This is a genomic window from Streptomyces sp. NBC_00872, from assembly GCF_045161915.1.
Taxonomy (GTDB): Bacteria; Actinomycetota; Actinomycetes; order Streptomycetales; family Streptomycetaceae; genus Streptomyces.
The window spans coordinates 6,429,515-6,449,793 of the sequence record NZ_CP108806.1 but is presented as its reverse complement, the minus strand read 5'-3'; the positions used below and the strand labels follow the sequence as shown (position 1 = coordinate 6,449,793).

19 protein-coding genes and 1 other RNA gene are annotated in these 20,279 nt (G+C 68.7%); 11 read left to right on the top strand and 9 right to left on the bottom strand.

Annotated features, from left to right (window positions below):
• Nucleotides 1-134 precede the first annotated feature (134 nt).
• The 4 genes from OG214_RS27595 to OG214_RS27580 form a co-directional block, all read right to left on the bottom strand.
• Complete coding sequence (locus OG214_RS27595; RefSeq protein ID WP_405986260.1) at nucleotides 135-2,282, bottom strand: FUSC family protein; 2,148 nt, start codon at nucleotides 2,280-2,282, stop codon at nucleotides 135-137.
• Between the two features lie 72 nt (nucleotides 2,283-2,354).
• Nucleotides 2,355-3,914 carry a hypothetical protein gene (locus OG214_RS27590; protein ID WP_405986259.1) on the bottom strand — a complete coding sequence of 520 codons (1,560 nt, stop codon included), beginning with the start codon at nucleotides 3,912-3,914 and terminating at the stop codon, nucleotides 2,355-2,357.
• Nucleotides 3,911-4,432 (bottom strand): hypothetical protein, encoded by a 522-nt coding sequence (locus OG214_RS27585; protein ID WP_405986258.1) that lies wholly within the window; start codon nucleotides 4,430-4,432, stop codon nucleotides 3,911-3,913. Before OG214_RS27585 ends, OG214_RS27590 begins: the two co-directional genes overlap by 4 nt.
• Nucleotides 4,433-4,475: 43 nt before the next feature.
• A complete protein-coding gene (locus OG214_RS27580) occupies nucleotides 4,476-4,739 on the bottom strand; it encodes a tyrosine-type recombinase/integrase (RefSeq protein WP_405986257.1) in 264 nt (87 codons plus the stop codon).
• Here OG214_RS27580 and OG214_RS27575 point away from each other — a divergent pair.
• A complete protein-coding gene (locus tag OG214_RS27575) occupies nucleotides 4,707-5,069 on the top strand; it encodes a hypothetical protein (RefSeq protein ID WP_405986256.1) in 363 nt (120 codons plus the stop codon). The genes OG214_RS27580 and OG214_RS27575 overlap by 33 nt on opposite strands.
• Before the next feature lie 72 nt (nucleotides 5,070-5,141).
• On the opposite strand, the gene OG214_RS27570 is transcribed toward OG214_RS27575, so the two are convergent.
• Nucleotides 5,142-5,720 carry an HD domain-containing protein gene (locus tag OG214_RS27570; protein WP_363084713.1) on the bottom strand — a complete coding sequence of 193 codons (579 nt, stop codon included), beginning with the start codon at nucleotides 5,718-5,720 and terminating at the stop codon, nucleotides 5,142-5,144.
• A gap of 1,366 nt (nucleotides 5,721-7,086) precedes the next feature.
• On the opposite strand from OG214_RS27570, the gene OG214_RS27565 reads away from it, so the two are divergent.
• From OG214_RS27565 to OG214_RS27540, 6 genes are all read left to right on the top strand, one after another.
• A complete protein-coding gene (locus OG214_RS27565; protein WP_405987634.1) occupies nucleotides 7,087-7,536 on the top strand; it encodes an ATP-binding protein in 450 nt (149 codons plus the stop codon).
• Nucleotides 7,537-7,597: 61 nt separating this feature from the next.
• Nucleotides 7,598-8,146, top strand: a complete 549-nt coding sequence (locus tag OG214_RS27560; RefSeq protein ID WP_405986255.1) for an NUDIX hydrolase — start codon at nucleotides 7,598-7,600, stop codon at nucleotides 8,144-8,146.
• Between the two features lie 782 nt (nucleotides 8,147-8,928).
• Nucleotides 8,929-9,066: a hypothetical protein gene (locus tag OG214_RS27555; protein ID WP_405986254.1), complete on the top strand. Its 138-nt coding sequence runs from the start codon at nucleotides 8,929-8,931 to the stop codon at nucleotides 9,064-9,066.
• Nucleotides 9,067-9,080: 14 nt separating this feature from the next.
• The gene (locus OG214_RS27550; protein WP_405986253.1) at nucleotides 9,081-10,280 is read left to right on the top strand and encodes a cupin domain-containing protein; all 1,200 of its coding nucleotides are present in this window, start codon (nucleotides 9,081-9,083) and stop codon (nucleotides 10,278-10,280) included.
• Nucleotides 10,277-11,176 (top strand): aldo/keto reductase, encoded by a 900-nt coding sequence (locus tag OG214_RS27545; protein ID WP_363084708.1) that lies wholly within the window; start codon nucleotides 10,277-10,279, stop codon nucleotides 11,174-11,176. The genes OG214_RS27550 and OG214_RS27545 overlap by 4 nt, the downstream gene beginning before the upstream one ends.
• Nucleotides 11,160-11,978 (top strand): hypothetical protein, encoded by an 819-nt coding sequence (locus OG214_RS27540; protein WP_405986252.1) that lies wholly within the window; start codon nucleotides 11,160-11,162, stop codon nucleotides 11,976-11,978. The genes OG214_RS27545 and OG214_RS27540 overlap by 17 nt, the downstream gene beginning before the upstream one ends.
• Before the next feature lie 1,074 nt (nucleotides 11,979-13,052).
• On the opposite strand, the gene rnpB is transcribed toward OG214_RS27540, so the two are convergent.
• Nucleotides 13,053-13,456: RNase P RNA component class A (rnpB, locus tag OG214_RS27535), an RNA gene on the bottom strand.
• Nucleotides 13,457-13,564: 108 nt separating this feature from the next.
• Here rnpB and OG214_RS27530 point away from each other — a divergent pair.
• The 4 genes from OG214_RS27530 (at nucleotide 13,565) to eda (ending at nucleotide 16,932) form a co-directional block, all read left to right on the top strand.
• Complete coding sequence (locus OG214_RS27530; RefSeq protein WP_405986251.1) at nucleotides 13,565-14,359, top strand: MerR family transcriptional regulator; 795 nt, start codon at nucleotides 13,565-13,567, stop codon at nucleotides 14,357-14,359.
• Nucleotides 14,356-14,988, top strand: a complete 633-nt coding sequence (locus OG214_RS27525; protein ID WP_405986250.1) for a hypothetical protein — start codon at nucleotides 14,356-14,358, stop codon at nucleotides 14,986-14,988. Before OG214_RS27530 ends, OG214_RS27525 begins: the two co-directional genes overlap by 4 nt.
• Before the next feature lie 134 nt (nucleotides 14,989-15,122).
• Nucleotides 15,123-15,929 (top strand): peroxide stress protein YaaA, encoded by an 807-nt coding sequence (gene yaaA, locus OG214_RS27520; protein ID WP_405986249.1) that lies wholly within the window; start codon nucleotides 15,123-15,125, stop codon nucleotides 15,927-15,929.
• A 379-nt stretch (nucleotides 15,930-16,308) separates the two neighbouring features.
• Nucleotides 16,309-16,932: a bifunctional 4-hydroxy-2-oxoglutarate aldolase/2-dehydro-3-deoxy-phosphogluconate aldolase gene (gene eda / locus OG214_RS27515; protein WP_383033194.1), complete on the top strand. Its 624-nt coding sequence runs from the start codon at nucleotides 16,309-16,311 to the stop codon at nucleotides 16,930-16,932.
• 112 nt (nucleotides 16,933-17,044) lie between these two features.
• Here the strand turns inward: eda and OG214_RS27510 are convergent, their stop codons facing one another.
• The 3 genes from OG214_RS27510 to OG214_RS27500 are packed head-to-tail and all read right to left on the bottom strand — an operon-like array spanning nucleotide 17,045 to nucleotide 20,126.
• The gene (locus OG214_RS27510) at nucleotides 17,045-18,547 is read right to left on the bottom strand and encodes a bifunctional RNase H/acid phosphatase (protein ID WP_405986248.1); all 1,503 of its coding nucleotides are present in this window, start codon (nucleotides 18,545-18,547) and stop codon (nucleotides 17,045-17,047) included.
• Entirely contained in the window at nucleotides 18,547-19,290 is a 744-nt protein-coding gene (locus tag OG214_RS27505) for a C4-type zinc ribbon domain-containing protein (RefSeq protein WP_363082969.1), read from the bottom strand. Before OG214_RS27505 ends, OG214_RS27510 begins: the two co-directional genes overlap by 1 nt.
• A complete protein-coding gene (locus OG214_RS27500; protein WP_382850214.1) occupies nucleotides 19,287-20,126 on the bottom strand; it encodes a Nif3-like dinuclear metal center hexameric protein in 840 nt (279 codons plus the stop codon). The genes OG214_RS27505 and OG214_RS27500 overlap by 4 nt, the downstream gene beginning before the upstream one ends.
• Nucleotides 20,127-20,279: the final 153 nt, after the last annotated feature.

Below are 20,279 nucleotides of genomic sequence, written 5' to 3'. Positions count from 1 at the left end.
CGGACGGGCCCGGAAGAAGCCAGGTGGGCCCGGAAGGAACTCCCTTCCGGGCCCACCGGCACGCCGTGGGACGCCGCCCGGTCGATGACGGACGGTACCGGCGGACGCGGTTGCCGTGCCGGCCGCGCGCCCGGTCAGGTTGGGGCGAGAGCCCGGCGCAGGACGTCCGTCAGCGTATCGGCGGCGTCCGCCAGGTTGTCCATGACGAGCGGGAGACGCGGGTCGAGGCTGGTCCGGTGACGCGGCTCGGTCCGGAGCCGGTGGAGCGAGGGAAGCGGACCGAGTGGCTCCAGGGTTCTGAGCGCTTCGGCGAGGGAGTTCATCGTGGTGCTGAAAGCGGAGGCCATGGAGTCGAGCCGGCCCACATCGGTACCGGCCGTCGCACCGCCCTTGCCGGCGGCCGGCCCGTGCGGCGGGACGACGGCGTGCAGGGCGAGTTCGCAGTGGGCCAGCCTGGTCACCGCGGCGATGAATGTCACGGCGACGGTGGGAGTCAGCGGGGGATGCGGGGGCTCGTCGGCCAGGCGCGCCGTGGAGGCCTCGGCATCGGTGCGCGCGCGGCGGGCGGCGGCTTGCAGGGCGCGCAGCTGTGCCGGTCCGTACGTTCCGGGGTGGGCCAACTGGCGCAGCAGGGCGGTGGCGTACCTGCCATTGGCCTCGGCGAGCCGGGCGAACTTCTCCTGGGCGGTGAGGCCCTCCCAGGTCGGCCACACGGAGTAGGCGACGAGCGCGATCGCCCCTCCGATCGCGGTGTCGACGAGGCGGGCCATGGCGGTGGTCTCCGCCGGGAAGCCGAGGATGTCCAGGAGGATCACGACGTAGGCGGTGAGGAAGCCGCTGTAGAGCAGGTAGTTCACTTCGAACAGGGCATAGGCGGCCGCGACGGTGAGCGCGGCGGCGGTGATCAGCCAGCCTGGAGCGGGGTGGGCCGCCCAGGCCGCCGCCGCGCCGACGCCGGCCCCGGCCAGTGTGCCGATCACGCGTTGGGTGCTGCGGTACACCGTGGAGGTGTAGTCGGGCTTGAGCACCAGGAAGATCGTCAGAACCACCCACCGGCCCTCGAACAGGCCGGTGGCCTGGACGAGCACTTCGGCGAGCCCGGCGACCACGGCCAGCCGCACCGCGTGACGTCCGGTCTCGCCGGCGGGGGTGAGGTTGGCGCGCAGGGTGAGCGCGGTCCATCCGATGTCGTCCTGCGCGGTCGGTACGACGGTTCTTCTCCTCCTGTCGCCCTCGGGGCCGCGCCCCGCCGGCGAGTCGAGGCGGGCCAGGTCTCCGGTGACGGCACGGAGTTGCCCGAAGAGCGCCTCGGCGGCCCAGTGCGACCGTGTGCCGGAGTGAACACCCAGCTCCGTCACGTACTGGCGCAGCTCGCCGACCCGCTTGACACGGTCGGCGTGTCCGGAGCTCAGTGTGTCCGCGACGAGGTCCAGCGCGCGGGCGGCGGCGGCGGAATCGGACACGGCCCCCGAGAGGTCGTCGGCGGCGCCCTCGGCCAGCGCCGCCAGCGAGGTGCGGATGCGCTCGGCCTGTTCGAGCAGGCCGAGTTGGTTCAGCCGTACGGTCACGGGCAGCAGCGGGTTGGGGTCGGCCAGCGCCGCGGCGGCCGGGAAGGGCGTCGCCGGCGGCGGCTCGAAGTGCCCGGCAGCCAACCGGGAGGCGTACGCCCCGAGGAGCCGGTAGGACTCGGCCAGCGCCGCGCGCTCCCGGTCGCCTCGCCGGAATGCCCAGGAAAGGGCGACGAGAATGCCTTGGAACAATCCCCCGGCGAGTACCAGACCGGCTCTCAGCGCGGCCTCCCTCGGCCCGAGTGGAAGGCCGACCGCGATCAGCAGCGCGACGGACCATTGGATGGCTGCCACGCTCAGCCGCGGTCCGAGACACACGGCCAGCCCGACGAGGTACCCCCAGACGATGACGACGAGTACCAGCATCCACGGCGCGGCCGCGGCGGTGGCCCCGCCGACGAAGGTGGACACGGCCATGCCGGCGCTGGCCAGCGCCACGGCCGTCACCCGGCTGCGGGTCACGCCCTGAAAGGATGTGAACCCGGCCGGCAGCGCTCCCAGCGACGCGAAAGCACCGTAGTCGAGATGCCCGCCGGCCGCCCCGGCCACGAGCGGCACCACCACACCGGCAGTCACCCGGACCGCGCGCCAGGGAGCGAGATCCCGCCAGTGGAACGGTCCGAACCGCAGCAGCTTCCGCCACCGGATCCCGCTCCAGTAGCTGCGAGCGGACCGCAGCCCCCTGCTCACCCGGCGGCATCGAGGGTTGGTCACGGCTGCCCGCCACCCCCACGCACCGGAGGGAGGCGGCCCGAACAGCCCTGAGGACCCGGCGCGCGGCGCGTGTCAGACAAGGAACTCGGCGAGCGGGAAGGAGCGATGGCGGCGTGGTGGAACCAGATAGTTCTGCCGGTGGGTCGTGTTCAGGACCGAGTTGATGCCGGCGTGGGGGCTGCGCGGTTCGACGGGGAGCGTCATATCGGGATAGTGGCCGTCCATCGAGAGCCGAACGAGATTGAAGAGCGAGATCGTCGGCTGGAACTGAACGAAGTGCAACCCGGCCGCCGGCTTCTCGCTGTAGTGGTCTGCCGTCGGATCGGACGTGTAGTGGAACGGATTGTCCAGCGTGGCGAAATCGCCGCGCACGGGGATGGTCGTCCCCGTGGGGTAGGCCTTCCCGTAGTTGCTGGTCATCGGCGATGTGGTGCTGTCCACCTGCGACATGCTCCCGGTGTGGCCGTAGGAGTGGTACCGCTTGACCCCTTCCGCCACTTCGGCCTCGCTTTGCCCCGCCGGCTGGAGGGCGAGTGTGCCCGGCGCGGGCGAGAGTCCGGGATGGAGCATCGCCTGGACGCGATCCCCGTACTGGGGGAAGTTCTGTTCGTACCAGGTCACCAGATTCTGGAACAGATGCGAGAGATGCATGGTGGTCCCCTGTTTGAAGTACCCGTCGGGCCACTGATCGGTGAGGCCGGGCAGGGTCTCCAGATTGGCGATGGTGCCGGGTCCCATATTCGAATCCAGGGTGGTGGCGAAGCCGAGGAAGCCCTGCGCCTGCCGGGGAATCGACTGTGCACCGGGGATATCGGCTGCCAGCGCCAGCTTGCTCGGCAGGCCCTGTTGCCCGTAGAAACCGCCCCCGGAGAATCCCTGGCGGATACTCGTCACCTTGAACAGGCTGCCCGCCCGGTTGTCTCCAGGCCCGAAGAGGGCGTCGGAGGCCGCCAGGATATTGGCGAGCGAGTCACTGCGGAGCAGCACGGCCACGTCGTTCTGTTCCAGGCGGACCGGTCCGAAGCCGGGCGGGGGCTCGTCGCTGGGGAACGTCCTGGCCTCCTGGAGCGCGTAGACGGTATGGCCCTCCGTCTTGGAGGTCACCACATCGACCGGCAGATACGCTGGGTAAGGCGTTCCCGCCTTGAAGAAGCCCGATGCCTTGCGCAGGGTGGGAATGTACTGGTGGAAGTAGGGAAGTCCCCAGGCCACCATGGTGGCCACTCCGGTGGGAGTGGGCGGAAATCGGCGTTCCAGATCCAGGAGGACGGACTCCAGGTGGTGCTGCGCCTCCTGCAACTCCTTGGCATTCGCCGACACATTCAGCCTTGCGGTAACGACATGATCGTGCATGGCCGGCACTCGGACCGCAATCGTTCCTTTGCTGCTCTTCACGCCCGTGCCATTGACCATGACCACCTGCTCGTTCTGCAGGATGTATTGTTCCTGGATGGGCGCACTGTCGGCGGCAGCGGGCCGGTCCGGTGGTTTTGCAATGGTGTCGATCATCTTATAGATGCCGGCGGATGCCAGAGCGGCACCGAAGGTGCCCGCTGTCCCTTGGACAAGGCGTCGCCTGCTCAATTTCCCGCGCGATCGTCCCGCACGCGCATTTTCGTTGTCATCTGTCATGAAACGTATTCCCCACTGTGGAGCAGATGTCCGCCATCACCCGGCATCGAAGGCTTGACCTGCTCGAATGACCGCGATTGGCTGTCGCGATACAACCACACGCTGCCTGGGGCATTGAAGCCAACACGCGGCCTGGGACAACGAAAGATCCCCGCCGGCGAGCAAGCACGAGTTCGGATATCCAGGGCGATCAGCAGCGCGGAAAAGAACACGAACCTTTCGGTCCGCGCGATATTTCCCTCCGACCGCGGAAGCGACTGCATGTCGGCCGAGTTCGCACCGGGATCTGATTCGAGAACGCCATGGCCGAATGATTCTTCGGCGCCCTGAAGAACGAGCGTGCGCGTGAAATGGACGGTCAAACGCCTGTCCGGAAAACGCGAGGCCCCTCGGGGGCCGGAGGCCCTATCCCAGGAAAAGCCACAGGTGGCGGCAGACGAGTCGGGCTGTACGCCGGAAAGGGTGCACATACAGGTCTTCACCTGCGGAAACGTGGTTCGGAAGAAGCCGATCGCCACGCCATCGCCACACCCCTGGCGAAGAGGGGTGGCGCCGCCACTTCTAGGTGGCGGCCTCTCCATCCTCGAACACCTCAGCGGGGATCTCAACATCCTCAGTCTCCTCGAAGAAAACTGTCTCAAGGGCCTTCCTGTCTCGCGCTGCGGCACCCTTCACCTGATGCCGGTAGACCTCGCGCAGTTCGTCCGGCGAGGCGTGGCCCATGTAGATCTGCACCGTGGACTCGGCGACGCCTTGGTCCAGGGCGTGTGAGGCGAAGCTGTGCCTCAAGTCATGGAAGCGGAAGTCCTCGGGGAGTCCAGCCACGGCAAGCGCCCGCTTGAACGTCTTGTAGAAGGCGTTGCGGCGGACATGCCGAAGGGCACGGTCGACAAGCGCGCTTCGGACACCCTGTTCGCCCACCTCGCCGACATCCGGCGAGGTTGGGCGACCACCCCTCTGTCTCTAGGCGAGCGCCAAGCTCTTGTTCTGCGTTACGGCGCCGACCTGCACGACAAAGAGGCGGGTGCTCTTCAAGGGGTGACGGACCGGACTGTGCGCTACCGCTGCGAGCGCGGTGTTGGGAAGATCGCAGCCCATCTGAATGGGCTTGTCTACGTGGACGGGTACGCCTCGGCAGAAAAACAGGCCGCATAGCAAATGCGAGCGCCCCGCCCCCATCAGCAGGAGCGGGGCGGCTTCGCGGGCCGGGGAGCGCGCAGGCGGCGGTCAGCGGAGGTAGGTCTTCTGCCATTCGACCGAGGTCATGTTCAGAGCCGCCTCAGCGAGGGCCTGCGCGGAAGCGGTCTTGAGCTTCGCGAGGCTGCTGTCAATCCAGTTCTGAACATTCGAATAGCCTTGTTCACGGTATTCCACAGCCTGGACAAGGCATTCCAGCTTGTCGGCGTCGTGGGCGACGATGACTTCGAGCGAATCGCCGTTCTCGTACTCTTCGACAACACTCTGCACACCGGCCTGTACAGCCGGGTGCGCGGCCGACACCTGGTCTGCGGTGACCTTCTCGTTCGAAGCTGCTTCCAGGTAGCGCCGACCGATGTGAGGGATGTCGCTGACGCGGGTCTCCTGAGTGTCGTGGAACAGCGCGAGAAGAGCCACCTTCGCCGGGTCCGCGCCTTCCATCATGGCGAGGACGGCGCCGATGATGCCGGTCCGGAAGCTGTGCTCGGCGATGGTCTCAGGGTCCTTGACGCCAGCGATCCACCACCCGCTTCTCTTGGCTCGCTTGAGCATCCCCATCTCCAGCAGGAATCCCGCGGTGCCCCTCGCCTGGTCGGTGTCGTCCGCCATGATGCCCTCCGGTCTGCCACTTGCGATTCTCGCGTAGAACGTAACGCACGGCACTGAGTTCCCGACGTGATCGTGAGGAGATTCGCCCTCCGTCGAGCAGTCGGGTCACCTGCTCGGCGAGCTGGCCAGCGACGGCCGGCGATGCCAGCGGGAGCCATGTGTGAGCTGTCATCAATGCCCAGAGAGAATGGACATACAGGTCAACGTACCCAGGCGCTTGGTGCAGTCCCTTCACCAGGCAACGCATCAACGTGACCGGGTCCCAGCCCGACAGGTCACGGTCGCGCATGAAGCCGTCATCAACCTGTGGCTCGGGAAGCGCTCCTAGCCAGTACGCCCAGTAGTTCAGGTTCGCCGCCTCGGCCGCATCGTCGTCAGCCATGGCGCGATCGATGAAGTCAAGCAAAGGCTGCGGATCACCGAGTCGCGCCAGCGCTGTAGCGGTTGAGCGAGCTTCCGCCCAATGGGGCGTCCAGCCTCTCGCGGCGAGGGTTCCACGGCGGGCGTGGAGAGCGGAGGCCGTCCACGACGTGGCTTCTGGACTCTTGTCATAAGAGCTGAGGTAGAGCGCTTGACGATGCAGTAGGACTCCGTCCCCGCCTGACCGCACCGCCGCCTCAGCCGCGCTTCTCAGATGGGAGAAGAACGCCTCACGGTCTTGGGCCAGGAGGAGCGGCGCAGCCGCGACAGGTCCACGACGGGGCTGGGCTGGGCGATGGGCGAGAGACGGCGGAGTGGTGCCGTTGACAGCCCACGCGATCATGTGTGCCGTGTCTCGCGTGTGCACCCACTGCGCAAGTGGGTGACCCCGGACCAGATCCGGGGCGACCGTAGCCACCCCGACGATTTGGTCTGCATCCATAGCGGCATCCAAGAGCCCGACGACAGACGCATCGGCTCCGAGCGCCAGTATCCGACGCCGCAGGTTGAGGAGCGCCCCCGCCTTCATGTTGGCCAAGGGGCGACGTCCTGTCTCCCAGCCTTGGACAGTGGCGAGATCGATTTCCAGCACCTCGGCCAGCCCTGCTTGGGTGCGAGGGATGCTCTCCCTGGCCAGGCGCAGCACAAATCCGGCGATGGTGCCTGTGGCCGCACGTCGCCGTGCGGGCGCCTTGGCGGTCATGGACTCCCCTGAGTGCACACAGCTATCTAACACGTACTCGCAGTCAGTCCTATTGCGTTGGGATCGACCGTACGGTCAAGACACGGAATCAACCAGGGCTGTCCCCCATCCCGAAGTTGACGCCGCTGCCGCCGAGTTGGCCACATCCCCCAAGGCTCCCCGCTCTGCGGCATGGAGGAGAACAACGGCTCTGCCTCGTCAGGGCCAGATGTTCGACCACTCCGGAGGGAAGACCCCGTGACCATGACTGCGACCAGACCCACCGCGATCGGCACTCCCGGCTATAGCGAGACGCTCCCCTGCGAGGTTGTGTCTGCGGGCCGCGCTCGCCTGCTGATCAGCGCGGCCCTGAACGCTTGGGGACTCGGCAACCTCGTTGACGCGGGGGTGCTCATCGTCTCCGAACTCGCCTCGAACGCCGCACGGCACAGCGGATGCCACCTGATGCGGGTGAGTATCAACCGCACCGCTGAAGGCCGCGTACGCATTGCCGTAAGCGACAACTCCCGTACTGCGCCCGTCGTCCGAGAGCCCAGCAGTGACGCAGAGGCCGGCCGGGGGATGCTCCTCATCGACGCTTGTGCCTACCGCTGGGACACGGATGTGTACCGATGGGGTAAGCGGGTCTGGGCCGAGCTCCTCGTCGAGAATTCCGACCGTCACGTGATGTCGCCTGGCAGGGAAAGAACATGACAGGCCGACAAGGAAGACACTTCACCGTACTCAACCCGGAATCTCGTCGCAAAAGCGAGGCATGGCGATGAGCGTTGGGGAGAGTTCCATCGCCAAAGAGATCAACGGCTACCTGCATCATCATCCCGACGAAACAGCAGCTTTGATGCCGCTTTTCGATGCCTTGCTCGATCACTCCCGTCTCGGCCGCTGTTCTCACCATGGAAGGTGTCCTTCGGTAAGGGCCGGAGCAGTACTCGTAGATGAGCAGCAACGAGCACTTGCCCTCTGGCACGGGAAGAGGTGGGGTTTCACCGAGGACTCCCCGAACGACTCGGATATGTCTCTCAGCGACACGGCGATTCGCGTACTGAGGGAAAACTACGGGGTCTGCGATGTGTGGACGCCTCCGGCTGCCGACGGTCCACTTCTGATCGAGGTGTTGGCGGCGGATGATCCGGAGGGCGAGCCACGGAAGCGATACGGCTTTCGATATCTCTACTACGCACACTCCGGTGCAGTCCTGCCCTCCATGGAGAAGACAGGACATGTGCGTTGGTTCCCACTTGATCACCTCGGCAGTCCCCTTCTTCACGAACGTCTAAGGATGCAACTGACGGCATTGGCGTGAGTCCCAGGAACGAGCAAATCGCCTACATCGCCACCGTATTGGCTCTCGGTTTCGTGCTCGTGATCAGCATCTGGAGAAACTGATGTACATACGCTATCCGTCGAGAGACGTTCGCCCCCAGCCTCCGCCGGATACTTATGCCGCGCTCGTCGGTCCTCATGAGGTCGCGATCGGTGATCTCCTGCTCATCCAAGAGCGGTATCACGAGATCGGCAATATGAGGTCTGTTGGACTGCATGGGCACAAGCTGCTCTTCTTCGAGACCCGTGGACCGTGGCTGATGGAAAAGTCCGTCACGGTACACCGGTTCGTAACCCGTCCTGAACCAGGCTTGAGGGTCCATTCTCGAACGACCAGATTTCGACAGAGCGCATATTCCCATCTCCCCAAGCGGTAAAGGAGCAGGACGAGTTGTCGCGGTTCAAACGCAAGGCGGGGAGCGTTGGCGGCGCTACGGACGGAATGTCAGTCCGCAGCGACAAGTCGAAGAGGTCGGTTCTTCCCAACAAGCAGGGTAATCGCGCAGAGCGGCGCGCGGCTGACGACGCGGAGAAGAAGGCCAAGAAGGCGGACAAGAAAAAGAAGTAGGGGCTCGCCAAGCTCCGCAACGAATCCCACAGATTCCATCCTCGCCGCGTCCACGCGGGGATGGGCAATTCCCGCCCCCACCACGGTCGACCGCCGGGAGATCCCCCGTCCCCGGCCACTCCCCGGTGGGGGCGGGTCCCACCGGCGCGGGGAACCGCCCCGAGCCGGAAAACATCACGAGTGAGGAGATCGAGATGGAGAACGAAACACAGGCCAACCCCGCCCCGAGCGGGGGCGGCCTTCTGGTGGCCCGCGCGAAGGTGACTGCCGCTCGCGCCAGGATGTCGACCCCGTCCGACACCACCGCCGGCAAGTCCGACGGCAACGACTGACGAGGACTCACATCATGACCGCTCGCACATCTGCGGTCGTCGCCCGCCTCGGTGAGGACTTCCTCACCGAGGCGTTCGGCCGCACCCATCGTGTCCTTCCCGGCGCGGATGACGATCTCTCCGCCCTCATGGGCTGGGACCGTCTCGGTTGGGACGACCTCAACGACTTACTCGCCCGCCACCGCCTTGAGCCTCCTCGACTTCGCCTCTCCGCCGACGGAGAAGTCATCCCTCAGGACGCCTACACCGCTCCTTTGGTCACCCGGCGCAGCACGGTGTGGCAGCGGCTTCACCCGGCCGCCCTGCATGACCAGCTCACCAACGGCGCCACCCTGGTCATCGACGCGATCGATGAGCTGCACGACGGCGTGCGCTACCTCGCGAGCGCTCTTGAGGCGGCCCTGCGCACCCAGGTGCAAGTGAATGCGTACGCGTCCTGGACGGGGCGCGAGGGCTTCGGCGTGCACTGGGACGACCACGACGTCGTGGTCGTCCAGATCTCGGGCGCCAAGCGCTGGAAGGTGTACGGTCCGACCCGCATCTCTCCGATGCACCAGGACGTCGCGGAACCGGAGGTGCCTCCGGAGAAGCCAGTCGATGAGTTCGTTCTGACGCCCGGCGACATGCTCTACCTGACGCGCGGATGGTGGCACAGCGTCGCGGCCTCCGAAGGCGAACGCTCCCTGCACCTGACGTGTGGGCTCACCACGACGACCGGAGCCGATCTGCTGATCTGGCTGTCGGAGAAACTTCGGACCGAAGAGATCGTGCGTGCCGACCTCCCCCGATTCGGCACCCAGGCGGACAAACAGGAATTCGTGGGTGCCCTCCGCGGTCTGCTGGCCAAGGAGTTGGAGAGCGGAAACCTGATCGACCGGTACGCCGAGCACCGCGACGCCACAGAGCGTGTCAGGCTGCGGCCGTCCCTTCCGTTCGTGTCCGAAGTAGCGGCTGATGCCAACGTGACGGTGGAGATGCTCACCACGCGGCACACGCTGGCGTCGGACGAGAACGGCAACGCCGTACTGACAGCGGGCGGCGAGACGTGGACCTTCGCCCCCGCCGCCCGGCCACTGCTGGACCGCCTGACCGGCCCGGGGAGATACCAGCTCCGCGATCTGGTCTACGGAACCGGCCTCTCCCTGACGCAGGCCGCAAGCATCATCACCGAGCTGGTGAAGGGGCAAGTCGTCTCGGCCGGGAGCATCTGGTGACCGCCGCCCTCGGGATGGGCACCTACCGGGCGCGTGGCGTACCGGAAGCCGCCGAAGCCGCCATTCGGAGCGGGGTGTACTGGATCGACACCGCGCCCAACTACCACCACGGAAAGGACGAGGCCCTCCTGGCCCCCGTCCTGAAGACGCATCGGGGCGTCCGGCTCTCGACCAAGGTGGGCTTCCTGTCCGAACCGCAGCAGGACGAAGCGGTACGCAGGCGAGTCCTCACCCATTCCGAAGCTGGCCAGGGCCACAGTCTCGCCCCCCAGTACGTGCGATGGCAGGTCGCCCGCAGCAAGGAGGCCCTGGGCCGCACGCCCGACGTCGTGTTCCTTCACAACCCCGAACACGGCGGCCCCTCCCCGATACGCCTGGCGGACCGCATCCTGAGGGCCTTCGGCGCACTGGAAGAATGCTGCAACCGAGGGCTGATCAAGGGGTACGGGGTGGCCACCTGGTCCGCCCTGCACGACGGATCACTGACCGTGGAAGAACTCGTTGACCTGGCCCGCTCGGCGGGCGGAGCCGCTCACAGGCTCCGAGCCATCCAGCTCCCCTTGTCCCTCGTTCAACTCGGCCCCCTCGCGGACGCGGTCGACGGATATGGAGTACTGATCGACGCCCGGTCGGCCGGCCTCGACGTCTACGCGTCCGCTCCGCTCCACGGCGGCGAACTGACCGACATCATCACGCCCCCCGTCGCGGACGAACTACTGCCCGGAGCCACCCCGCTGCGCATCATCCTCGGCACCGTGGCGTCCGCCCCCGGCGTCACCAGGGTTTTACTGTCGGCAAGTACAGCAAAGCACTGGTCCGAGGCCGCCCAAGGGGCCCTGGGACATTCACTCGACACCAACGATCTCCGGAGAATCACCGATGCCTTCCGCACCTGATGACGCCACAGCCGAGCGGATGCGCCGCGCGCACCGCACAGCCGCGAGCGCCCTCTTCGTCACAGCGGAGCCCGCCGAGACATGGGGCTGGGAAGGCAAAACCCTCAGCAAGCCCGCGAAAGACCGCCTCTGGCTCCGCCTGGCAGCCGTGCCCGCAGACAAGGTCGCCACGTCCTCGTGGGACGGCCCGGAAATGGCCGAGAAGCTGATCCCGCACGGCGTCCCACGGCCCGGACTGCGCGGCGTACATGAATGGAACGACGGCATCTACGCCTACCGGGCCGAACTCTATGACCGCCTCAAGGGCGAACCCGTAAGCAAAGGCCCCTTGCCGCCGGAAGTGCTTGATCTGCCGGACAGTTGGTGGGCATCACTGCGCCGCGCCCTGGCCGTCGTCTCATCGGTACCCACCGACCGAGTGGCCGTACGTCAGCAACGACTCCACTGGGCCATGCCGCAGTTCATCCGAGCCGACGTGCAGACACAGGTGCCCGAATGGACAACAGCACACGCTGACATCCAGTGGTCCAACCTCGTCGGCCCCGAACTGTCCATCATCGACTGGGAACGCTGGGGACTGGCCCCCACCGGATACGACGCAGCCACCCTCTACGTCTCCAGCCTCACCGTTCCCGAAGTCGCCAAAAAGGTCTGGCACTGCTTCGGGTCCGTACTCGATTCCCCCGCCGGCCGCTTCTCCCAACTCGTCGCGGCGAGCGAATACATCCAAGGCATCCAACGGGGCAACAATCTGGAGCTGGAAGCCCCCCTGCGGAAGCTGATCGCTCAACTGCTGGTCTGAACCGGCGCAGAACAGATCCACAGCAAGACCACCCGCGCCCGCATTCCCCGAAGAGGCGTCCTCCGGAGCAGTATCAGCCGGAGAAGCCTTCGGGGGAGGCGGGCGCATTCATGGGCACATTCCGCTCCCAGAATATCCGCGTCCTTCGTCATCATCCCGCGCACAACATTCGTTAACTCACGACGACGGCTTCCTGGCCCTGCGGTTGGTCCGAAACCGGCTCGCCCGTCGGTACGGGCTCGGGGAGAGGTACCGGCTCGGGGGCGGGGAACGGCTCAGGAACAGGGAACGGCTCAGGAGCAGGGAACGGCATGGGCGCCTGGGAAGGGTCGGGCTCGGGCGTGCAGGCGGGGAAATCGCCGGTAGGGTCACACGGCCCTGCCGGACCAGGCGGCAACGCTCCACCACTCGGTGGCTTCACACCATCGTTACTGCCCGGAAAGGGCGCGAAGACCGGAGGCAGTTCGGGGGCCCCAGGGATCATGTCCACCAGGTCGTCGCCAATCTTCCCGTCGTCGTCCTCGTCAAGGTGCAACAGGCTGCGCTCTCCACCACTCTGAGCCTCTTGAGTTCCGGCCTTCCCGGCGGCGCCCTCAATGACGTATGTACGGGCCTCGGTCGGCGTCATTCCCCCGCGCACGGCCGCCGCGATCAGAGCATCGATTTGGTCCTGCGACAAACTGACCCGATCATTACCGGACGTCTCCGTCCTGGCCCCATCTCTAGCTTCGGGTATCGACTCGTGCGCTGCTATGCCTACGGCGCCGCCCACGGCAATCATCGTGGCCGCCAGGCCAAGAAGTAGCGTAGCGTCCGCTTCGGATCTTGAAACTCGTACTCCAGTCGCATAAGTGCCGACACCAAGGGACGATGCGCTTGGTTGCACTCGCGCTCAGACTCCTGCCCCAGTGACGCGTCGGGCGGGCCGTTCAGCGCCACACGATCGCCACACAGCAGCCAGAAACACCCGGAATCAGTCACGAAGAGTGAGCAGTCTTGAGGATCACTCCGATGATGAAAGAGGCCCCTGACCTGGTGTTTTCCCAGATCAGGGGCAACCTTCCGTCTACGCGACAGACGAGTCGGGCTGTACGCCGGATTTTGTCGCCGGCCGACCTCGCGGTCGGCCGGGAGACGGCCATCCATCTAGGGCCGGCGTTGCCGCCGGCCTCGTGCGGTCTACCCGCGGACTCGGGCGGGCAGCCCTCGATCGTCCGCGCAGGGCCGCCTTTCGGTGGCCCCTCTTGACCTTGCTCCGGGTGGGGTTTACCTAGCTGCCCAGGTCACCCTGGGCACTGGTGGTCTCTTACACCACCGTTTCACCCTTACCGGGGACCGAGGTCCCCGGCGGTCTGTTTTCTGTGGCACTGTCCCGCGGGTCGCCCCGGGTGGGCGTTACCCACCACCCTGCCGTGTGGAGTCCGGACGTTCCTCGGGGAGGTCCACAAGAACCCCCACGCGGCCGTCCGCCCGGCTCGTCTGCCGTAAAGGTCATCTTACCCGTCCGTGCGGGCCGGACCGTATCGCGGCCGGTGGGGGGACGGGCTCCTTGACCTTGCCGCAGCGTCAGGGTCTCTACTGGGTTCATGCGGATCGGAGAGATCGCCGCCCTCGTCGGGGTGACCCCACGGGCGGTACGGCACTACCACCACCTCGGCCTGCTGCCCGAGCCCGCGCGGCGCGCCAACGGCTACCGCGACTACTCGGTGCGGGACGCCGTGCTCCTCGCCCGGATCCGGCGGCTGACCGAGGTGGGGCTCGGGCTGGACGAGGTACGGGATGTCATCGCCGACGACCAGGGGCGCGAGTTCATCGAGGTCCTCGGTGAGCTGGACGCCGATCTGGCCCGTCAGGAGGCCGGGATACGGGCCCGGCGCGAGAGACTCGCCGAGCTGATGCGGCGGCCGGCGACGGCCGAGGAGCCGGTGTCCCCCGCCCTGGCCCGGCTGCTGGGATCCCTTCCCGTCACCGACTCCCCGATGGCGGGCAAGGACCGGGAACTGCTGACCCTGTTCGACACATCGGAAGGCAGCGACCGTCTCTACGACGCGCTGCGCCCGCTGACGCGGAGCACCCATGTCCTCGGTCTCTACCGGCGGCTCGACGAACTCGCCGACACCCCGCCCGACGACCCCCGGATCGAGCCCCTCGCCGCCGAACTGGCGGGCGTCGTGCCCGATGAGCTGCTGGCCGGTATGACGGCGGCGGACGAGCGGGAGGAGCCGGCGGTCGCCACCGGGTTCCGGGACGCCCTGCTCGCCGACTTCCCGCCGGCGCAGGGCCGGGTCGTACAGCTGATGATCGAGACGCTCATGCGACGGGCGCGGGAACGAACGCGCGAACCCGCGCGGGAACCGACACAGGACGGGGAATCGGCATGAGAGGCATCGCCTGGCGCGGAATCGTCACCCAGAACATACGGTCCATGGGCAGCCTGGCCCGGTGGGCCGTACGCCGCACACACGGCGTACGGGAGGGCGATCAGCCCGTCCCGTACACCGGTCCGCAGACGGCGATGATGTACGGACTGCTCTTCGTGGCCGTGGTGGAGACGGTGATGCTGGCGCTGCTGATCCCCTGGCCGCTGGTCCACCGGATCCTGCTCGTGCTCGACGTCTACACCGTGCTGATGGTGCTGGCGCTGCACGCGGGCTGTGTGACACGGCCTCATGTGGTGGGCGCGGACGGCTCGTTGAGGATCCGTTACGGCACGCTCCTCGATCTGCGGATCGACGCGGACCGGATCGCCTCCGTACGGGTCGAACGGCGGTACCCGGACGGCAAGCTGATCCAGTACGACCCCGCCGACGACGGGATCCTGGACCTCGTGGTGGGCGGCCAGACGACGGTACGGGTGGAGCTGACCGCGCCCGTCACGTTCGTACGGCCGCTGGGCGGGGAAGGGCGGGCGCGGGTGATCCGTTTCCACGCCGACCGGCCGGAGCTGGTCACGAGGGCGCCGGCGGATGCGGCGGCGCGGGCCCAGGCGCGGGGGCGCTCGGTGTCCTGACGGGACCGACGCCCTCACCGGTGGCGGGGGCCGAACGCGTGTAAGCGGGCGTCGCCTACCCTGGCGCGGGGGCCGTACCCCGTACCCCGTTGCCCCCCGCACCCCCGCGTCCCGCATCCCCGAGGAGAAGTCACGTGCTCGTCCTGCTGCCGCCGTCGGAAGGCAAGTCCGCTTCCGGGCGCGGGGCTCCGCTGAAGCTGGAGTCCCTGTCGCTGCCTGGGCTCACCGGGGCCAGGAGCGCCGTGCTGGACGAACTCGTCGAACTGTGCGCGGCCGATGAGGAGAAGGCGCGCGAGGTGCTAGGTCTGAGCGAAGGCCTGCGGGGCGAGATCGCGAAGAACGCGGTGCTGCGGACGGCCGGTACCCGTCCGGCCGGGGAGATCTACACCGGCGTGCTGTACGACGCGCTGGACCTGGCCACGCTCGACACCGCCGCGCGCCGTAGGGCCGGGAAGTCGCTGCTGGTCTTCTCCGGGCTCTGGGGCGCGGTACGGGTGGGCGACCGTATCCCCCCGTACCGCTGCTCGATGGGGGTCAAGCTGCCGGGGCTCGGCGCGCTGGGCGCGTACTGGCGCGCGCGGATGGAGTCCGTACTGCCGGAGGCGGCCGACGGCGGGACCGTACTGGATCTCCGCTCCTCGGCGTACGCGGCGGCGTGGCAGCCGAACGGCGAACTGGCGGGCCGCACCGCGCGGGTACGGGTGCTGCACGCGCGGACCGATCCCGTGACCGGGGTGGAGAAGCGGTCGGTGGTGAGCCACTTCAACAAGGCGACCAAGGGCCGGCTCGTACGGGACCTGCTCACCGCGGGCGCCCGCCCGAAGAACCCCGCGGCCCTGGTGGAGACGCTCCGGCAGCTCGGATACGTGGTGGAAGCGACGGCCCCGTCGCGGGCCGACCGGCCATGGGCGCTGGATGTGGTGGTCACGGAAATCCACTGACGACACCGCCCCCGGCGGAAACCGCGAGGGCCCGCGCCGGACAGCGGCAGCGCGGAGCCGACGAGCGGGGAGGCGGGCCGGCGGGCGGTCGGCCTCCGGCCCCCGGGCCGCCGGATCAGCGAGCCGCCGGGCGGGCGCGGCCGTTCGGCGCCCGACGACCGGGGCACTCGGCCGCCGTAACCGGGCACGGCTCAACGGAGCCGCAGGATCCGTGGGCTGGCGGACGGCCGACGCGACCGCCCTGCGCCCGACGACCAGGTCGCTCGGGCATCGGGTCACCCGTTCCCGCAGCGCGCGTCCCGCCCGCGTCGTCGCAGGCGCGTTGCGTGGGGTGCAACGTTCATTGCGGAGGATGGCCGGCGCACGGCAGGATGGCGCCATGACCTCCGTGCTCGACCTCGCTCCCGTCATCCCTGTCGTCGTCATCGAGGACGCCGCCGACGCCGTGCCCCTCGCCCGTGCCCTGGTCGCGGGTGGGCTGCCCGCGATCGAGGTGACGCTGCGGACCCCCGCCGCGCCTGCCGCGATCCGTGCGATCGCCGCCGAGGTGCCGGACGCGGTGGTCGGTGCCGGGACGGTTCTCACGGCCGGGGCCGTGACCGACTCGGTGACGGCGGGCGCGCGCTTCCTGGTCAGCCCCGGGTGGACGGACACGCTGCTGAACGCGCTGCGGGACTCGGGGGTGCCGTTCCTGCCCGGGGTCTCGACGGTCTCGGAGGTGGTGGCGCTGCTCGAACGCGGAGTGACCGAGATGAAGTTCTTCCCCGCCGAGGCCGCGGGCGGCACCGCCTATCTCGCCTCCCTCGCCGGCCCGCTCCCCCAGGCACGCTTCTGCCCGACGGGCGGGATCACCGCCGCGAAGGCGCCTGCGTATCTCGCCCTGCGGAACGTGGGCTGCGTCGGCGGTACGTGGATGCTTCCGCCGGACGCGCTCGCGGCGAAGGACTGGGGGCGGGTCGAGTCGCTGGCCCGTGAGGCCTCGGCGCTGCGCACGGCGGTCTGAGCGCGGCGGTCCGAGCAGGGCGCACGGCGGTCTGAGCGCGGCGGTCCGGGCCCCCGCCGGAGAGCCCCCGCTACCCGCCGCCCGTCCCCGGGCCGCGGTCAGCGGTCAGCGGTCAGCGCAGATGGGACGTGTCGTTCAGCAGCCGGACCGACGCGTTGCCGTCCGCGTAGTACGCCACCGCCGACAGCGACGCCGCCGACAGCTCCATCCGGAACAGCGACTCGGGCGGTGCGCCGAGCGCCAGTCGGATCAGCGTCTTCACCGGGGTGACATGCGTGACGAGCAGGACCGTCCGCCCCTGGTACCGGTCGAGCAGCCGGTCACGGGCCGCCCTGACCCGGCGGCCGACCGTCGCGAAGCTCTCGCCGCCGCCCGTCGGCGCGACGGCGGGTGAGGCGAGCCAGGCGCTGAGGTCGTCGGGGTAGCGCTCCCGTACCTCGGCGAAGCTCAGCCCCTCCCACGCGCCGAAGTCCGTCTCGCGCAGGCCCTCTTCGACCGTGACGTCCAGCCCGAGCCGGGAGGCGACGGCCGCCGCCGTCTCACGGCAGCGCCTGAGCGGTGAGGAGACGATGTCCTGGACGGTGCCGCGCGCGGCCAGCGCCGTGGCGACGGCCTCGGCCTGACGGTGGCCAATCGCGGAGAGTTCGGGGTCGCCGCCGCCACTGCCGGAGAAGCGCTTCTCGGGCGTGAGGGCGGTCTCGCCGTGCCGCAGCAGGACGAAGGTGGCGGGAGTGCCGAGATCGGCGGAGGGGCCCCAGCCGACCGTCGGGGCCGCGGTCGTGGAAACGCCCTGCGCGCCCGACCCGCTCGCGCCCGACCCGCTCGTACCCGACCCGCCGGAGGTCCCCGAGGCCGGCTTCCGCGCCTCGGACGTCTTCAGGTTCGCCGTCGTGAGCGGCTCGTCGGCGGGCTCTTCGTACGCCGGAGCCGCCGTGCCCCCGGCTCCGGACGCGCGGCCACCCGCGAGCGCCGCCCGCGCCTTCGCCGCGCCCGCCGCCGCGTCACCCGCCGGCCCGGAAGGCGCGGACGTACGAGCCGGCGTACGAGCGGACGCGGACGTGGTGGCGGCCGCGCCGCCGGCGGTACGGCCCGGCCCCCGGCCGGACGGACCCGCACCCGCACCCGCACCCGCGCCGCCGCGTGACGCGTTGCGCGCCGCCCCCGTGTCCAGGTCCGCCGTGGACGCCGACGGCTCCCACCGCTTGCCCTTCTTGCCCGCGTCCATCGCCTCGTTGGCCAGCCGGTCCGCGTGCTTGTTCCGCTCGCGCGGGATCCACTCGTAGGTGACCTGTCCCGTGGGCAGGATCCGCCCGGCCTCCGCCGCCAGCGGCTTCATGTCCGGGTGCTTGATCTTCCAGCGCCCCGACATCTGCTCGACGACGAGCTTGGAGTCCATACGGACCCGCACCGACGCGGCCGGGTCCAGTGCCTTCGCCGCCTTCAGGCCCGCGATCAGCCCCTTGTACTCGGCGACGTTGTTCGTCGCGACCCCGATGTACTCGGCGGCCTCCGCGAGCGTCTCGCCCGTCACCGGGTCCAGGACGACCGCGCCGTAACCGGCAGGGCCCGGGTTGCCCCGGGAACCGCCGTCGGCCTCCACGACGAACTTCGCCATCACAGACCCGATTCGGACGTACGGACCAGGATCCGGCGGCAGTTCTCGCACCGCAGCACGGTGTCCGGCGCCGCCGCCCTGACCTCGTTGACCTCGGTGATGTTCAGTTCGAGCTGGCAGCCCTCGCAGCGGCGCCGGAAGAGCCGGGCGGCGCCCACCCCGCCCTGCTGGACGCGGAGCTTCTCGTACAGCTTGAGCAGATCGGCCGGCACCGACGCGGCGATGATCTCGCGCTCCTTGGTCACGGCCGCGGTCTGGCCGTCGAACTCCTCCAGCGCTCCGTCGCGGCGCGTGGCGGCGTCATCGGCCTTGGCCTGGACGGAGGAGACACGTTCCGTCAGCTCGGCGACCCGCTCCTGCGCGGACTCACGGCGCTCCATGACCTCAAGGACGACATCCTCCAGATCGCCCTGGCGCTTGGCGAGCGAGACGATCTCCCGCTGGAGGTTCTCCAGGTCCTTGGGCGAGGTGACCGCGCCGGAGTCCAGCCGCTGCTGGTCGCGTACGGCACGCTGGCGCACCTGGTCGACGTCCTGCTCCGCCTTGGTCTGCTCGCGGGCGGTGTCGCTCTCCTCGGTCGTCGCCGCGACCAGCAGGTCACGGAGCTGGGCGAGGTCCTTGGTGAGCGACTCGATCTCGGCGTGCTCGGGCAGCGAGCTGCGCTTGTGGGCGAGCTGCGACAGTCGTACGTCCAGGGCCTGGACGTCGAGAAGTCGGATCTGGTCGGCGGGCGCGGCGTTCAGTTGGGGGCTCCTGAAGAATCGTGGTGGGCGGACCAGGGGTCGGTGACCGTCTTCGAGACATGGACCCGCAGGTCCCAGCCATGGCGGTCGGAGATCTCGTCGAGCTGGGCGGCGGCCTGCTCGCACCAGGGCCACTCGGTGGCCCAGTGCGCGGCGTCGATCAGTCCCAGCGGTGAGTGCTGTGTGGCCTCGGAGGCGGGGTGGTGACGCAGATCCGCGGTGAGGAACGCGTCCACACCCACCGCTCTGACCTGGTCGAAGAGACCGTCGCCCGAGCCGCCGCTGACCGCGACCGTACGGACGAGGGCCTCCGGGTCGCCCGCCAGCCGTACGCCCTGCGCGGTGGCGGGCAGCCGGTGCGCGACGCGCGCGGCGAGGTCCCGGAGGGTGGCGGGACGGTCCAGCTCGCAGATCCGGCCGAGTCCGCGCCGTCCCGCCGGATCCGTCGGGTCCGGTACGAGGGGCCCGACGATCCGCAGGTCCAGCGCGCCCGCGAGGGCGTCGGAGACTCCGGGGTCGGCGGTGTCGGCGTTGGTGTGGGCCACATGCAGCGCGATGTCGTGCTTGATGAGGGTGTGCACGACACGGCCCTTGAAGGTGGAGGCCGCGACCGTCGACGTACCGCGCAGATAGAGCGGGTGGTGGGTGACGATCAGCTCGGCGCCCAGCTTCACGGCCTCTTCGGCGATCTCGTGGACGGGGTCGACCGCGAAGAGGACCCGGGTCACCGTCGCGTCGGGATCTCCGCAGACCGTACCGACGGCGTCCCAGCGCTCGGCCCGTTCGGGGGGCCAGAGGGCGTCGAGCGTGGCGATCACTTCGGACAGGCGGGGCACGGAGGGCACGGAGCAAAGGCTACCTGTCCCACGTGCCCCACCGGCCATGACCGGAACAGCTCATGACGGCCGGGCCCTGTCCGGCCGGTCTTCGTGGATCAGCTCGTGGATCAGCCCGGGGAGTCCGGTGGAGGAGATACCTCCGTGCCCCAG